Source organism: Phyllobacterium myrsinacearum (genome assembly GCF_014138285.1).
Classification (GTDB): Bacteria; Pseudomonadota; Alphaproteobacteria; order Rhizobiales; family Rhizobiaceae; genus Phyllobacterium; species Phyllobacterium myrsinacearum_A.
Genome location: NZ_JACGXN010000013.1, coordinates 19,877 through 34,050, shown reverse-complemented (window position 1 = coordinate 34,050; position 14,174 = coordinate 19,877). Strand labels below are relative to the sequence as shown.

The window sequence follows — 14,174 nt, the reverse complement described above, 5'->3', positions numbered from 1 at the left end:
TTATCTCTTGGCTGCGCGCACGAAAAGCTGGTCGAGCAAGTTCAGAGCCAGATCGATTTCCTCATGTGTGATAAGAAGATTTGGAGCTAATGTGATGACATTCTTGTAATAACCACCAACATCCAGCACCAGGCCATACTCCTTGGCACCGACAAGCAGGTCGCCCTTCATGCCTTCGTCGGCCATCCAGTCGAGCGTCGCCTTGTCAGGGGTGAAGCCGTCTTCCTTGCAAATCTCCACACGCAGCGCGAGGCCAAGCCCGTCGACATCGCCAATCGTAGGGTGACGCTTTTGCAGTTCCTTCAGGCCATCCAGGAAATAGGCACCCTTTTCCATGACTGCCGCACCGAAGTCTTCTTCTTCAAGCATTTTCATGGTTTCGAGGGCAACAGCTGTCCCCATCGGATTGCTGGCAAATGTCGAATGTGTGGAACCGGGCGGGAAAATGCCGGGGTTGATCATTTCTTCCTTGGCCCAGACACCGGAAAGCGGGTTGAGGCCGTTGGTGATCGCCTTGCCGAATACAAGCGCATCGGGTGTTACGCCAAAATGCTCGATCGACCACAGCTTGCCTGTGCGGTAGACACCCATCTGGATTTCGTCGACCACAAGCAGAATGCCATGGTCATCGAGAACCTTCTTCAGTTCCTTGAAGAAATTCATTGGCGGAATGACATAACCGCCGGTGCCCTGAATGGGTTCGACATAAAACGCGGCATATTCGGCCTTACCGGTTTTCGGATCCCATACGCCATTATATTCACTCTCGAAAAGGCGGGCGAATTTCTGGACGCAGTAATGACCGTACTCTTCCTTGCTCATGCCCTTGGGGCCGCGGAAGTGGTAGGGGAATTCGATGAACTGGGCGCGGTCACCAAAGTGTCCATAGCGCCGACGATAACGATAGCTGGATGTGATAGCCGATGCGCCGAGCGTTCGGCCGTGATAGCCGCCTTCAAAGGCGAACATCAGGCTTTTTCCACCGGTGTAATTGCGGACGAGCTTGAGGGAATCCTCAACAGCCTGTGAACCGCCGACATTGAAGTGAACACGGCCCTTGGCACCGAACTTGCGCTCGGCATCGCGCGCGATCATGGCGGCCAGCTCAACCTTCTCGCGATGCAGATACTGCGACGCTACCTGAGGCAGCGTATCCAGCTGACGGTGCGCGGCAGCGTTCAGGCGTGGATTGCGATAGCCGAAATTGACGGCCGAATACCACATCTGCAGATCGAGGAAGGGGGTATCCTTCGCATCATAGACGTAGGAACCTTCGCAGCGATCGAAGAACATCGGATGGTCGGTGTAGTGGACCGTGTCACCATGCGAGCAGTATTCCTGCTCAAGGGCACGAAGTTCGGCTTCGGATATCTGCTGTGACGCAGCATTATCATTCTGCTTGATAGCAAGGTTGGTTTTCATGAAGATTCTCTTCTGTTGTCAAACTACGCTGTGGCGTAGCGGGGAGCACTCTGTAGGTGGCGGTTGAAACCGGGGAGTGCATTTTTCAGGCTCTGGGTAAGGTCGGAAAAATTCTGATAGCCGACGAACGGAATGGCGCGCTCAGTGCAGAAATCGGCAAGCTTGTCTTTGGCGAAAACCAGTTCCGGCTTATCGGAGACGCAGAAATCAGAACGGCCGTCGCCGATATAGACACGTGTATCGAAGGCTTCGACCGAGCGGCATTTGCAGACACCTGCCGCTGAAGAACAGTCGGCATCGCTGTAGGGTGAGCTCAGTTGATACCGTGTATGGCCGTTCATGCCGCTGATGGTCAGCTTGTTGGCGATGACGGGCAGATAATCCAGATTGTAGCGGGCAAGGATACGCTTGATGAAGTAGTCAACGCCGTCGCTGATGATGGTGACAGGAATGCCTTGAGCCCAGCAAAAGTCGATGAAAGCGGGAAAGGTCGGGTCGATGGCGATATCGTCAAGTGCGCTGTCCAATTCCTGGTTCGTGGCCTGGATCAGGGCAATCTGACGCGCCATGCATTCGGCGGAACCGATGAGGCCCTGCTTCCATTCCTGTTCGATGTCTTCCCATTTCGGGCTGGCCAATCGATCCAGTATGAAGTCTGTGGCGTCTTCGAGGGAAATGGTCCCGTCGAAATCACAAAATACATGCATGCAGACACTCCTCGTGCGAATGTGAGGAGCTTCTAGCATTCAGGGCTGATTGCTAAATTATGCCAAGATGATGCCAAACTGAAATCAACAAAGGCATTCAGGCTTACTTGGACGCTACGAAATTATGCTTTTGGTAGAAGAACTTCGACGAGCAAACCCTTGCCTGATGCCGGTGATTTCAAAGCTATCGTGCCGGAAAGCCGCTTGATAATATCAGCGACAATCGTCAATCCGAGACCTGTTCCCTCGATCTGCGGCGTGTCGACACGATAGAATCGCTGGAACACGGCTTCCCGGTGATGCTCGGCGATTCCGGGGCCGCTGTCGGAAATGGACAGACGCCAGAAATTGTTGGCAAGCGTAACACCGACGCGAATTCGCCCGCCCGATGGCGTGTATTTGACTGCATTCTCGATCAGATTGCTGACCATGAGTCGCAGCAGGGGCTCGTCTGCCCGCACCAGCGCCTTTTCATCGCCATCGAGTGAAGTATCCAATTGCTTGGCAGTTATCAGATTTCCCATTTCAGCGACCACGGAGGCCACGGTACTATACAAGGCGACTGGCTGCAGTTGCATCGGTTGGTGGCTCACGCGTGCCGCGCGCAGCAATTGTTCGATGAGGTAGGTGGCTTTTTCATTGCTGACAACGAGGTCGCTGATGATAGCCTGCCGCTCTTTCTCGCTGTCCGCCTGCGCCAGCATCTGCAAAAGCAGTTTGAGGGCGGCTTGTGGTGTACGCAACTGATGTGCCGCATGGTCAGCGAACCGCCGTTCGGCTTTCAGCGAGTCATCCAAATCCTCAAGCAGCTGATTGATCGACCGGCCGAGCGGGGAAAGATCCCTTGGCAGCGTGTCGACGGGAATGGCGGACAGATCATCCGGTGACCGGCTGCGGATCTGCTGCACCAGCATGCGGATCGTGCTCAAGCCGCTGTTGATGCCAAACCAGATCAGAAGGGCGATCAGGGGAATGAGGATGAGCAGCGGGAAAATAAGGTTGAGCAGAATGTTCGACACCAGCGTCTGGCGCATGGCGATCTTTTCCGCCACCTCGATCACGATCTGCGTTTCGGGAATGGGCAGGGAGTAAATCCGCCACTGCTCGCTGTCGTAGTGAACATTGGTGAAACCTGCTCTTTGCAGCGGAATTTCCGCTGGAAAGGTTGATCCCGAGAAAAGGACGATCTTGTTGTCCTTCCATGCCCGGAACATATGCGCGTCAGCATAATCATCGGCGTCTTCGTTGAGTGCCAGCTGATTGCCCATGTTGAAATCGATGTCGGCAATCTGCTTCGGCGGAGCATCCCGCGGCTCCTCGTCAAATTCATTGTGCAGCAGCATCCACAGCACATTGGCATCGTTGATCAGCTGCGCGTCATAGACATTATTGATTTCGCGGGTGGCACTGTTGAACGCAAAACCACCGATGATTGCCATGGTAATGAGGATTGTCGGCGTAATCCGGAAAAAGAGTTTCCGGGTGAGGGTGGGTCTGCTCATGCATCCACCATGTAGCCCACACCACGGATGGATTTAATGAAGTCGCTGCCCAGCTTCTTGCGCAGATTATAGATCGTGACTTCGGTTGTGTTGCTCTCGACTGCGCTCTCTGCGCTGTAGAGCGCATATTCTATATCGCTCTTGGTAACGTATTTACCGGCGCGCTCCATCAACAGTTTCAGAAGCTGAAACTCCTTCGCGGTCATCATGACCTGGTTTGATGCCTTGCGTACCACTTTGGCAGCCGGGTCCACTTCCACGTCGGCGCATCTGAGGATGGTGTCCACCCGGCCTTCACTCCGGCGGACAAGCGCGCGCAACCGTGCCAGCAATTCATCGAGGTCAAACGGTTTGACCAGATAATCATCCGCGCCGCTGTCCAGGCCCTCCACCTTGTGCAGTGGCGTGTCTCGTGCGGTCAATAGCAGGATGGGAACAAGATTCTTGTCGCGTCGCGCAGCCCTGAGCACTTCAAGACCGCTCATCCTGGGCAGGTTTACGTCAAGAATGACAACAGCAAAACTCGAATCCTGCAATGCGGCCAGTCCGGACTCTCCGTCCTGCATCCAATCCACGCCATAGGCATGCTTTTCCAACGCCTTCTTCAACGAAGAGCCAAGCATCATGTCATCTTCAACAAGCAGCAGTCGCATTTGTCAGATCATTACTTTGAATGTTCGGAGCCGGCATCGCAATCCGGTATGACGGGCAGATAAGATCAAATCTCGGTTTTTTGCGGGCAGGTCATGTCCAGCTTATATCGAGATCGAAATAACCAATACGCTGTTTTAGCGTGCTTACCAATCGCCGTTCCGCTGTTTGTTTTCCGCTGCCTCAATTCGGATCAGAATAGGTCGCATCGTCATGAGCTGCGAACAACGTTCGCGTAAAACGGGAATGCCGGTGTTTCGCCGGTCAAACCGATAAGGGAGTGAAATCAATGAAAACGCTGCTGATTGCCATGGGTCTTCTGGCTGCAACCACCCTGACAGCATTTGCTGCCGAACCGGCCAAAACGGTGGAAACAAAAGCGGGCAAGGTATTGGCGACCGAAAAGGGCTTGACGCTTTACACGTTCGACAAAGATGCAAAAGGCAAATCCAACTGTGATGCAGATTGCCTGAAGAAGTGGCCGGCTTTCCACGCGGATGCCAAGGCAAAAGCTGAAGGCAAATGGTCGCTCGTCAAAGCCTCTGACGGCAAGGACATGTGGGCCTATGATGGCAAGCCGCTCTACACATTTGCCAAAGACACAAAGGAAGGCGAGACAACCGGCGATGGCGTCGGTGGCGTCTGGCACGTTGTGAAGTAACCCATAGCGGGTTTGTTGCAGAATCAAAACCGGCGCGGAAGCAAGGCTTCTGCGCCGGTTGTTATTTGTATGGCGCTATCAGGCAGACTGTATAGCCGACAGCTTCCATTCTTCGCCGTTCTTGCGAACAAAGGTCCAGACCTCAGTCGTTTCCGTGGCCTTGGTGTTGTCGCCATCGACAAGTTTGCCTGTCGTACGGTCGAGCATTGCATCAATGCTGGAATAGCGCATGGCCAGAGTTGCGTACTCCGCATTTTCTTCGCGCCATGACTCGGCGATGTCACCCTGAAGCAGTTTGACGTCAGAAACGCTGTTGCGCACGCCGTTTGTGGCATTCTCACCGAGTTCCTCAGCAAGATAGGACATAGCTTCCGGTGTCGTCAGTGTCCGCAGAACCGCATAATTTTCCGTACCGTATGCCGTCTGAACGCCGGTCAGAAGCTGTTCGAACCGATCGAGGTCCTGCTGCGAAAGACCAAGTTCATCCGACGATTGCGAAGACTGCACAGGCGCAGCCCTTGGAGCAGCAGAACCTGAACCCGAAGAACCTGTACCCATCGCCGATCCAATGCTTGGAATACGGAATGAGGGGGATGCGGAAGGATCCGCTGCGCGGCCGAAGGCCTGATTGAATGCCGGACCCGATGCCGTCGCAGGCGATTGCCGACGCTGGGCAAAGAACCGCATGGCCAACATGACCGCGCCGATCACCAGTCCGATCTGCAACAGCATGCCGAGGAAACCAAAGCCACCACCAAAACCGTGGCCAAGCAGCGTGCCGATGAGACCGCCAACCAGCAGGCCACCGATCATGGATCGGCCGAAACCGCTGAAGAAACCCGGGCGCTGCGTATTCATCTGCGGTTGCATCGCCGAAGGCTGATTGGTTTGCGTGCGTGGTGTCATCGTTCTTTCGATGGGCGCTGCAGGAGAGGGTGCAGTCCGGGTCGTCGCAGGCGCATCAAAGGTGCGCGTACCACGGCTGCCAAATCCGCCGCCAGCTCGCCGTGCGTCGGCAATATCAAAGGCACTGAGCGTCACCGCCAAAGCCAGAACGAGCAACACAACGATGCGAATGATGCGGGAAGCAGTGCCAGACATTAGTTTCTCCTGTTACGCACCCGGCCTAATTTGGGCACTCGCATCGCATATAGAGAGCGGCATGGACAATTTTAAGTCCCGCAACGAATGTCATGGACAATTTTGGTTGGAATTTTTCGTTTTCTGAAATTTTGTTGCAGAACAAGTTTTACCAGCAGCCGAATAAAACGGAGACTTGGCGTGTTCTCTCATCGTAGTCGTTTTGATGCAGGAGAGAACGTCATGATGAATAGAGCCAATTCGCGATCCGCCGTCCGGATTTATACAGCAGCCCTGTTTGGCGCTTGCCTTGCGGCCGCCGCTTTTTCCGGCCCTGTTTATGCCGCCGGCGAAGATACAAGCACCACACCGACTTGCCCGAAGGGCGAAGTCTGGAATTCGAAAACCAAGAAATGCGTGAAACAGGAAGGCAGTCTGCTGCCGGACTCCGATCTGACAAGCTATGCCTATGCGCTTGCCGAAGCCGGACGCTATGAAGAAGCGCTTTCCATACTCGATACATTGAAGAATCCGAATACCGCCGTTGCGCTCAACTATCGCGGCTATGCCACGCGCAAACTTGGGCGTACCGACGAGGGTATCGGTTATTATATGAAATCCGTTCAGCTTGACCCGCAATACGCGAAGGTGCGCGAATATCTTGGCGAAGCATATGTGATCAAGGGTCATCTTGATCTTGCCAAGGACCAGCTTGCCAGGATCAAGGGCATCTGCGGTACAGACTGCGAGGAATATCGCGATCTGGCCGAGGCGATCGAAAATCCGTCAAAGATGTGAGGAAGGAAGCGCCTGATTGAAGCGGGATCCGCAGATGACCATGACAAATCAAACAGGTTTCATCATGTCTGTCGCATATCCTGCGGTTCCTGCTTATAGTCGGGCCAAGCGTAGCAGAGAGTCATCGGACCGAGTTTCCCGGTCCGATGCGGAGGCGACCATCGCAAACGAGCAGGAAATCAGGGCGGGGCTATCCCAACACCTTACGCGGCTCTGGCGCTACGCTGTGGTTTTGTCCCACCAGCGTGACGTGGCTGATGACCTTGTGCAGGCGACCTGTGTGCGGGCGCTGGAACGGGCAAATCAGTTTGCACCTGGTACGCGACTCGATCGGTGGCTGTTTTCAATTCTTCATTCCATATGGCTCAATGAGGTTCGCTCCCGCCGTGTGAGGATGGGACAGGGTTTTGTCGACGCGGATGAAACCCTCGTCTTTGACGGCGCAAGGGATACGGAAACCCACATTTTTGCCAATCAGGTACTCCATCAGGTTCAGGCTTTGCCAGAGGCGCAAAGAACCGTGGTTTTCCTTGCCTATGTGGAAGAACTTTCCTATCGCGAAGTCGCGGAGCTTCTCGAAATACCGATTGGTACGGTGATGAGTCGACTTGCTGCCGCGCGCGCCAAGCTGGCTGCATCCGCCGGATCAGACAAGATGGAGGGGAGCGCGTCATGACCGATCCCAACCGGGAAACGATACGCAGTGATGAAATGCTCGTGGCATTTCTGGACGGGGAGCTCGATTCAAATACGCGCGAACAGATAGAACATCTGATCGAAAGCGACGACGCTGTCGCAGAGCGGCTGCGTTTTCTCATGTCCAGCAGCCTGCCATTTCGCGATGCGTTTGATCCGCTACTCGACAAGGCGCCGAAAGCCAAACTTGAGGCGCTGCTCGCCGAGATATCGCCGCCTGTACCGGTTGTTGCGGAGCAGACAAGCGGCTGGACCCGCCGGGGCTTTCTGGCTGCTGCTGTCGGATTCATCGCCGTTGGTGTCGCGGTCGACCGGACTTTCCTTGGTGTCCAGTCAAGCCTTCATGCTGATCAGGACGGCAATGACTGGCGTTCGGTCGTTGCGCAATACATGTCTCTCTATACCAGCGATACGTTGGGCCGCGGGCCGGTTGATGTGGCAGCGCAAACCCAGCAGTTGCGCGATGTTGGCGCCAAGCTAGGTCTCAGCCTCACGCCTGAACGCGTGCAGTTGCCGGGAGCCACGCTAAAACGCGCCCAGATGCTGGCCTACGATGGCAATGCTTTGGGGCAGATCACCTATCTGGATGCAATGCAGCAACCGATGGCTCTTTGCATTGTTCAATCCTCGAAGGGCGCCAAGGCGCCGGACAGCGAGCATCGTCACGGCATGAACGTAGTGTATTGGTCGAATGACACCCATGCTTTCATGCTGATCGGCCATGAGTCGTTGGACGATATAAAGGCGATGAGTGACCGGCTCCGCCAGGTTCTCACCGCATGATGACAATGACAGTGGTCGGATTCAGGCCGCGTTCATTTCATTTTGGCATCAGGTTGGCGTAATCCTGTAATCATCACCACGTGCTAGGAGGCGAACACCTATGGCCTCAGGAGTGTCTGCATGCCTCTTTCGTTGGTGGACCGGATTCTGCGTTTCGCTTTTTCCCGTATTGTGACCAAAGGCTCACTGACTGTCGTCACGGCAAGCGGGACCCGTCTTGCTTTCGGCGATGGTAGCGGAGAGCCAGTCGTTGTGCGTTTTACCGACAGGGCGGCACAGCTGCTCTTTCTGATGGATGCCGACATGCAACTCGGTGAACTGTTCATGGATGAGCGCATCGTCGTCGATCAAGGAACGATTTACGATTTTCTTTGTCTGGTACTGCGCGAAGCCCAGAATGAAACGCATCCGCTTCCTGCCCGCCTGATCGACGGTTTGCGTGCTCGTTTCAGAGGTTTCCGGCAGCGCAATCTGCCCGCACGTTCGAAACGCAATGTTGCGCACCATTATGATCTGGATGGCAGGCTGTACGGTCTGTTTCTTGATGCTGATCGTCAATATTCGTGTGCCTACTTCGAATATCAGGATCAAAGTCTGGAAGACGCACAGCTTGCTAAGAAACGCCATCTCGCCGCCAAGCTTCTGGTTCAGCCGGATAGCCGCGTCCTTGACATCGGCTGCGGTTGGGGAGGCTTGGCCCTGCATCTTGCAGCGGAAGCACCATCCGGCGAAGTACTTGGCATAACGCTCTCGGAGGAACAGCTTGAATTTGCTAACAACAGACCGGGCACGAAGAACCGTTTCAATCGCGTCAACTTTGCCCTGCAGGACTATCGTAGCCTGAAAGGCACTTTTGACCGGATTGTTTCAGTCGGAATGTTCGAACATGTCGGCGCTGGATCCTATGGCCAATTTTTCCGGAAATGCGCGGAACTGCTGGATGAGAATGGTGTAATGGTCTTGCACACGATTGGTTGTTCCGCGGTCCCGGGCTTTACCACCCCATGGCTCGACAAATATATTTTTCCGGGGGGCTATATTCCATCCATGTCAGAGATACTGCCGGAAATCGAGAAAGCCGGATTGACAGTCACTGATGTCGAAGTTCTGCGCCTGCATTATGCTTCAACATTGTCTGCGTGGCGCGAACGCTTCATGGATCGATGGCAGGATGCTGCAGCACTGTATGATGAACGCTTCTGCCGGATGTGGGAATTCTATCTTGCTGCTGCCGAGTCTGCATTCCGTTACGAAGACCTCGTGGTTTTCCAGTTTCAGATTGCCAAGAGAAACGATGTTATTCCATTGACGCGAACCTACATTGCCGAACATGAACAGAGCAGACCCAGAGTTTTGCACGCAGCCAATGGCTAAGGGAAAAACTCTACAGTAAGAATATATTCATTTGCTTTGCTCGGTTCCCATTTTGACCGTATATGACCGCTTATTGTCGGATGCAGCGTCGCTTTCTGCGCCCCGTCGCTCAGATGGGCTCCCTAATATAGCGTAAAGTGTGGACTTGACCGTGGTGATCACTCAACCATAGTCTAATCCATTACACGGCCTCGGAGGGGACCATGGTAACGCTGCAAAACGGTTTGCATGCTGAATATATTGAATCGGCGCTCTCGTCAGGCAACGCGGCGGCGCAGTCGGCTCTCATTGCCTCCTGGCGGCGGTCAATGCGCCTATACGGACTCAATCCGGTTGAAGGCAGGGGACCCAATATCCTCACGGACTACGAACTCAATCAGGCGCGCGAGCGCATGGGCTCCCTCATACTGACCGCGCAAAACAGCCTCGACAGGCTCTATGCGGCAGTAGGCGGGGCAGGATGCTGTATTCTCCTCGCAGATAAAGACAGCATTCCGGTTGACCGGCGCGGTTATGTTGGAGACGACGAAACTTTTTACAGAATGGGCCTGTGGACAGGCGCTGTATGGAGCGAAGAATCCGAAGGCACCAATGGCATTGGCACGGCTATCGTAGAACAGCGGGCTCTTACCATTCATCGCGACCAGCATTTTCGCAGCAGAAACACAGCTTTATCGTGCACTGTTGCACCGATTTTTGATCATCGGGGCCGGCTGGCCGCTGTTATTGATGTGTCTTCAGCCCGGCGTGACCTGACTGAGGATTTCGTCAAGTTGATTTCAATTGCCGTGGCTGATGCTGCCCGACGCGTGGAATCGGAAAACTTCCGCCTTGCCTTTCCCAAGGCGCGTATTCTCCTGGCGCCTCCCGGCGACAATGGCACGAGTGAGCGGGCATTGAATGCGCTTATTGCCGTGGACGAAGATGATCTGGTGATCGGAGCGTCACGTTCCGCACGTCAGATGCTTGGTCTAACCGATGAGGTGCTCAGTGCGCCATTGCCTGCGGCAGATGTTCTCGGCCAGCATCAATCGGCTTCCCAGGACTTTGCGACCGCTGAGCGAGGCGCAATTCAACGGGCGCTGGCACGAAGCGGCGGGAATGTTTCGGCTGCCGCGGCCGATATGGGTATCAGCCGGGCGACATTGCATCGCAAATTGAAGCGTCTCGGTCTTTCCTGAGCGATTTTGATTTTTTTGCCTTGATTTGTCGCAAAACTGCGACAGATGGAGTTTGCAGCTGAACAGATGGGGCTGACACCCTGTTAATATTGAGCAACTCTACCTTAAACGCTGCGAGAGTCGGCGTGAAAGTGGTGGAGAAAATAAACTGGGTGGGTTTCAAACGCCGCCGGGCTCAATTGTCAGAACGTCGTGGCATATTTCCAGAACAGAAATCCGATCGCCGTCATAGGCAATACGGACTGTTCGCACCGCGTCCAATTCGAATGTGACCTTGGGGAGCGTTGGGGAAAAGAGCAGATTTGTCGATCGTCCCATCGATGAATCGTGCTGCTGACGACCATCCGTGACAAAACGAAATTCCCAAAGGCGAGCTCCTGACCAGGGCTTGCTTCGTCGGTGGCGCTGACCTTCATCCAGCGCCACCGACGGCCTTTACAGTGGTGGAGCAAATTTGACATCACGCGAGACATGCAAATGTCAAATTCAAAATTCCACTAGAATCATACACTTGCTGGTGGTCCTTTGATTCTGACATTTGCCTGAACGGCTTGTATCAAAGGGTTGAAAATGTCAGAATCGGACCACTAGAACATGGTGTTGTTGTTCATGGATTTTTCGGGAATCGGCTGAACCGAATCCCAGTGTTCTTCTATCTTTCCGTCTTTCAGTCGAAATATGTCGATGATGGCGCTTCCACGTGTTTCCGGCTCGCGCGTCGTATGCACCCGAAGTGTAACAAAATCACCATCGACCAATACCTGTGTGATCTTGCTGCGGGATTGCGGAAAGTCCTTCTTCAGAAATTCGATGAATTTCCTGAAACCCTCAGGACCGTCGGCAGCATTTGGGTTGTGCTGGATATAGGTTCCAAGATATTTTGAAGCGGCTTCAAAATCTTTCTGGTTCAGGCCTTTCTCGTAAAAATCGAGAACGATTTGCTTGTTGCGCAGTTCTTCCGGTGAATAGACGCGTTGCGCGTAGGCAGTGCCCGTACCAGTGATGGCGATCAGGAACGCCAGAGCTATGAAAGATTTCAATGTTTTTCTCCATCAGATGACTCTGAAGAGATGGTAGTCGGACATGGGGTCATTGGAAGTGATAAGGTTGTGAACTGATGGCCATTGGTCCGGCGCAACAGCAAAGGTGCGGGCCGAGGGGGTCTGTCGTGCCATGAAAGTGCATCAGTGTTACCGAGCCGGTTGACGCCGCAATGCGAATGGCTATAAAGGCCTCCGACCAGCTCGGGCAAATGTGATGGAATAACCGATCCATTACTACTAAATTGCGAGCAGGGACGGAGGGGTGGCCGAGCGGTTTAAGGCACCGGTCTTGAAAACCGGCGTAGGTGAGAGCCTACCGTGGGTTCGAATCCCACCCCCTCCGCCAGTCTGCCATTTCCATTGCCTTGTAGCGTTGAAAGGCTGGGCCGGCCGGTAAAAATGGACCAGACGGGCGTAACATCAACATTGCTCATCAGTATTGAGTGCACGGGGCGTATTGTTACTCGCTCATGCGCGCAACGCTAAAAATGGATTGAATACCGGTCTGATCCGGATTCCCGTCACGGTCACGTCACGCCTGTTTTGATTGTATTCCCGGATTGTCAATGTCGTTCTGTTGTCCCGTCAACAATCCATTATGCCGGAAGCAACACCGCTACAACACAGTCCCTGAGAAGGGCGAAATCCAGACTCCCATGGAATCCCGGGCGTTTGGCCAATTGGTCTGTCATGGAAGGAAGCACTACAAAATCCTGTTCTATACAAACTTCACCCCACCGTCCTTCGGGATGGAGGGGTCTTGCCGCGATAGCTATCACCAAACGGTGCCGTCACCCTGGAGTTTAGAATGTATTCGATTGATCCGGAGCCGTATCAAACCAATGCTTGGAGATACATTGGAGTTGTCCTGTTTCTGGCTGCATTGGCCTTTGGCCTTGGCCGATATAATGCGGTGATGAGAGCCGCTGCAGAAACTGACACGCATCGTTTGAGTGCTGAGCATCAAGGTAAAGTCATTCTGCCTGCGACGAACTAGCGAGCCAGTAGCGTGTAGAGAATTCGCATTGCTTTCATCTCCATGAAACCCTGCTATCTCCAGATGCGGGCTTCAGCATTTCTGGAACCTTCGACCCGGTTTTGAGGTCCTTGACAACTGCCTTCGGCCACGTGTCATAGCCGCATTCATTCATCAATGATCGCGACCGCTCGGGTCCAGCCTGCCGATGCCCGCTCGATCTTCACCGGAAAACAGCTCACCATGAAGCCGGTTGAAGGCAGATCCTCCAGATTGTGCAGTTTTTCAATATGACAATAACCGGTGTGACGGCCGGCCTTGTGGCCCTCCCAAATGAGCGATGCGTCTTTGGTCTCGGAATATTTCTTGGCCGTGTGGACAAACGGCGCGTCCCAACTCCATCCGTCGGTGCCCGTGACGCGAATTCCGCGATCCAGAAGATACATGGTGGCTTCATATCCCATGCCACAGCCTGTCGCGACATAATCGATCTCGCCAAAGCGTTGGCCGGCAGCCGTATTGACGATGACGATTTCGAGCGGCTTCAGCTCGTGGTTGATCCGTTTCAACTCGGTTTCCACATCGGCAGCAGTGACCACATAGCCGTTGGGAAAATGCCGGAAATCCAGTTTCACGCCGGGCTGGAAACACCATTCCAATGGAACATCGTCAATCCGCATCGAAGGAATGCCGCGATCCATGGTTGAATGATAATGCCACGGCGCATCAAGGTGTGGAGCCATCATTGATGGCAGCCTCATGATCGCCACCCGCGATACGCTGCTCACCGCCTTTGCCGGACTGCTGATTGGCACGGTCATTGGATTGTGTCTCGGGCTCTTGTTCGGTTTGGTCAGGCCGGCCAATAAGGCGATGGAGATGACCGTCGAAGCGATCCGCCCGATCCCATCCGTCGCGCTCATTCCAATCGTCATGCTGATGCTTGGCTTTGGTTACCGCATGGAAATTGTGATCGTCGCATTTTCCTGTGTATGGCCGATGCTTATCCTGACGCGATCGGCGTTGGCAGGCATCGAACCTCGCCTGCTTGAGGTGGCAAAAGCCCTCCGTCTGTCAGCCTCGCAACGCATTTTCAAGATTGTCCTGCCGGCTGCACTGCCGCGCATCATGATTGCCCAGCAATCCCTCAAGGCGGACCTCATGCTGGCTTACCTTTGCTGGATCGGCATCGTTGGCTATTCCAGTTCCCTGTTGCTGGCAGCGATTGAAGGGCGTCTTTTGAGCTGGCGCACCCGCGCAAGGTGAAACAATCCCAATTGCCCCGACCGGTAAGCCCGTT

The 14,174-nt window shown here is 54.2% G+C and carries 14 protein-coding genes, 1 tRNA gene and 1 pseudogene; 9 read left to right on the top strand and 7 right to left on the bottom strand.

Annotation, left to right across the window (positions count from 1 at the left end; all coding sequences use genetic code 11):
- From FHW16_RS24270 to FHW16_RS24255, 4 genes are all read right to left on the bottom strand, one after another.
- Positions 1-1,422, bottom strand: coding sequence for an aspartate aminotransferase family protein (locus tag FHW16_RS24270; RefSeq protein ID WP_182551870.1), 1,422 nt, complete (start codon positions 1,420-1,422; stop codon positions 1-3).
- A gap of 23 nt (positions 1,423-1,445) precedes the next feature.
- Complete coding sequence (locus FHW16_RS24265) at positions 1,446-2,129, bottom strand: MtnX-like HAD-IB family phosphatase (RefSeq protein WP_182551869.1); 684 nt, start codon at positions 2,127-2,129, stop codon at positions 1,446-1,448.
- A gap of 122 nt (positions 2,130-2,251) precedes the next feature.
- The gene (locus FHW16_RS24260) at positions 2,252-3,631 is read right to left on the bottom strand and encodes a sensor histidine kinase (RefSeq protein WP_182551868.1); all 1,380 of its coding nucleotides are present in this window, start codon (positions 3,629-3,631) and stop codon (positions 2,252-2,254) included.
- Positions 3,628-4,284: a response regulator transcription factor gene (locus FHW16_RS24255; protein WP_182551867.1), complete on the bottom strand. Its 657-nt coding sequence runs from the start codon at positions 4,282-4,284 to the stop codon at positions 3,628-3,630. Before FHW16_RS24255 ends, FHW16_RS24260 begins: the two co-directional genes overlap by 4 nt.
- A 287-nt stretch (positions 4,285-4,571) precedes the next feature.
- Between FHW16_RS24255 and FHW16_RS24250 the strand changes: the two genes are divergently transcribed.
- Positions 4,572-4,943: a COG4315 family predicted lipoprotein gene (locus FHW16_RS24250; RefSeq protein ID WP_182551866.1), complete on the top strand. Its 372-nt coding sequence runs from the start codon at positions 4,572-4,574 to the stop codon at positions 4,941-4,943.
- 78 nt (positions 4,944-5,021) lie between these two features.
- On the opposite strand, the gene FHW16_RS24245 is transcribed toward FHW16_RS24250, so the two are convergent.
- The gene (locus tag FHW16_RS24245; RefSeq protein ID WP_182551865.1) at positions 5,022-6,044 is read right to left on the bottom strand and encodes a TIM44-like domain-containing protein; all 1,023 of its coding nucleotides are present in this window, start codon (positions 6,042-6,044) and stop codon (positions 5,022-5,024) included.
- 225 nt (positions 6,045-6,269) lie between these two features.
- Here FHW16_RS24245 and FHW16_RS24240 point away from each other — a divergent pair, with 225 nt between their 5' ends.
- From FHW16_RS24240 to FHW16_RS24220, 5 genes are all read left to right on the top strand, one after another.
- The gene (locus tag FHW16_RS24240; RefSeq protein ID WP_182551955.1) at positions 6,270-6,821 is read left to right on the top strand and encodes a tetratricopeptide repeat protein; all 552 of its coding nucleotides are present in this window, start codon (positions 6,270-6,272) and stop codon (positions 6,819-6,821) included.
- Positions 6,822-6,885: 64 nt separating this feature from the next.
- A complete protein-coding gene (locus FHW16_RS24235) occupies positions 6,886-7,497 on the top strand; it encodes an RNA polymerase sigma factor (protein ID WP_182551954.1) in 612 nt (203 codons plus the stop codon).
- A complete protein-coding gene (locus FHW16_RS24230) occupies positions 7,494-8,300 on the top strand; it encodes an anti-sigma factor family protein (RefSeq protein WP_182551864.1) in 807 nt (268 codons plus the stop codon). The genes FHW16_RS24235 and FHW16_RS24230 overlap by 4 nt, the downstream gene beginning before the upstream one ends.
- A gap of 120 nt (positions 8,301-8,420) precedes the next feature.
- Positions 8,421-9,674 (top strand): SAM-dependent methyltransferase, encoded by a 1,254-nt coding sequence (locus tag FHW16_RS24225; RefSeq protein WP_182551863.1) that lies wholly within the window; start codon positions 8,421-8,423, stop codon positions 9,672-9,674.
- Positions 9,675-9,877: 203 nt separating this feature from the next.
- Entirely contained in the window at positions 9,878-10,855 is a 978-nt protein-coding gene (locus FHW16_RS24220; protein WP_182551862.1) for a GAF domain-containing protein, read from the top strand.
- Positions 10,856-11,442: 587 nt separating this feature from the next.
- On the opposite strand, the gene FHW16_RS24215 is transcribed toward FHW16_RS24220, so the two are convergent.
- On the bottom strand, positions 11,443-11,895 hold the full coding sequence (locus FHW16_RS24215; RefSeq protein WP_182551861.1) for a nuclear transport factor 2 family protein: 453 nt from the start codon (positions 11,893-11,895) through the stop codon (positions 11,443-11,445).
- A 259-nt stretch (positions 11,896-12,154) separates the two neighbouring features.
- Between FHW16_RS24215 and FHW16_RS24210 the strand changes: the two genes are divergently transcribed.
- A tRNA-Ser gene (locus FHW16_RS24210) sits at positions 12,155-12,244 on the top strand.
- A 462-nt stretch (positions 12,245-12,706) separates the two neighbouring features.
- On the top strand, positions 12,707-12,895 hold the full coding sequence (locus tag FHW16_RS24205; RefSeq protein ID WP_182551860.1) for a hypothetical protein: 189 nt from the start codon (positions 12,707-12,709) through the stop codon (positions 12,893-12,895).
- A gap of 146 nt (positions 12,896-13,041) precedes the next feature.
- On the opposite strand, the pseudogene FHW16_RS24200 reads toward FHW16_RS24205, so the two are convergent.
- A pseudogene (locus tag FHW16_RS24200) lies at positions 13,042-13,608 on the bottom strand (cyclase family protein); the annotation flags it as partial.
- 25 nt (positions 13,609-13,633) lie between these two features.
- Between FHW16_RS24200 and FHW16_RS24195 the strand changes: the two are divergent.
- Positions 13,634-14,140: an ABC transporter permease gene (locus FHW16_RS24195; protein ID WP_182551859.1), complete on the top strand. Its 507-nt coding sequence runs from the start codon at positions 13,634-13,636 to the stop codon at positions 14,138-14,140.
- Positions 14,141-14,174 lie beyond the last annotated feature (34 nt).

What these genes read in the sequence shown, in the direction of transcription:
- FHW16_RS24270 (WP_182551870.1), bottom strand. Translation starts at nt 1,422, where the DNA reads ATGAAAACCAACCTTGCTATCAAGCAGAATGATAATGCTGCGTCACAG.
- FHW16_RS24255 (WP_182551867.1), bottom strand. Translation starts at nt 4,284, where the DNA reads ATGCGACTGCTGCTTGTTGAAGATGACATGATGCTTGGCTCTTCGTTG.
- FHW16_RS24230 (WP_182551864.1), top strand. Translation starts at nt 7,494, where the DNA reads ATGACCGATCCCAACCGGGAAACGATACGCAGTGATGAAATGCTCGTG.
- FHW16_RS24240 (WP_182551955.1), top strand. Translation starts at nt 6,270, where the DNA reads ATGAATAGAGCCAATTCGCGATCCGCCGTCCGGATTTATACAGCAGCC.
- FHW16_RS24250 (WP_182551866.1), top strand. Translation starts at nt 4,572, where the DNA reads ATGAAAACGCTGCTGATTGCCATGGGTCTTCTGGCTGCAACCACCCTG.
- FHW16_RS24195 (WP_182551859.1), top strand. Translation starts at nt 13,634, where the DNA reads ATGATCGCCACCCGCGATACGCTGCTCACCGCCTTTGCCGGACTGCTG.
- FHW16_RS24260 (WP_182551868.1), bottom strand. Translation starts at nt 3,631, where the DNA reads ATGAGCAGACCCACCCTCACCCGGAAACTCTTTTTCCGGATTACGCCG.
- FHW16_RS24265 (WP_182551869.1), bottom strand. Translation starts at nt 2,129, where the DNA reads ATGCATGTATTTTGTGATTTCGACGGGACCATTTCCCTCGAAGACGCC.
- FHW16_RS24225 (WP_182551863.1), top strand. Translation starts at nt 8,421, where the DNA reads ATGCCTCTTTCGTTGGTGGACCGGATTCTGCGTTTCGCTTTTTCCCGT.
- FHW16_RS24205 (WP_182551860.1), top strand. Translation starts at nt 12,707, where the DNA reads ATGTATTCGATTGATCCGGAGCCGTATCAAACCAATGCTTGGAGATAC.
- FHW16_RS24245 (WP_182551865.1), bottom strand. Translation starts at nt 6,044, where the DNA reads ATGTCTGGCACTGCTTCCCGCATCATTCGCATCGTTGTGTTGCTCGTT.
- FHW16_RS24235 (WP_182551954.1), top strand. Translation starts at nt 6,886, where the DNA reads ATGTCTGTCGCATATCCTGCGGTTCCTGCTTATAGTCGGGCCAAGCGT.
- FHW16_RS24220 (WP_182551862.1), top strand. Translation starts at nt 9,878, where the DNA reads ATGGTAACGCTGCAAAACGGTTTGCATGCTGAATATATTGAATCGGCG.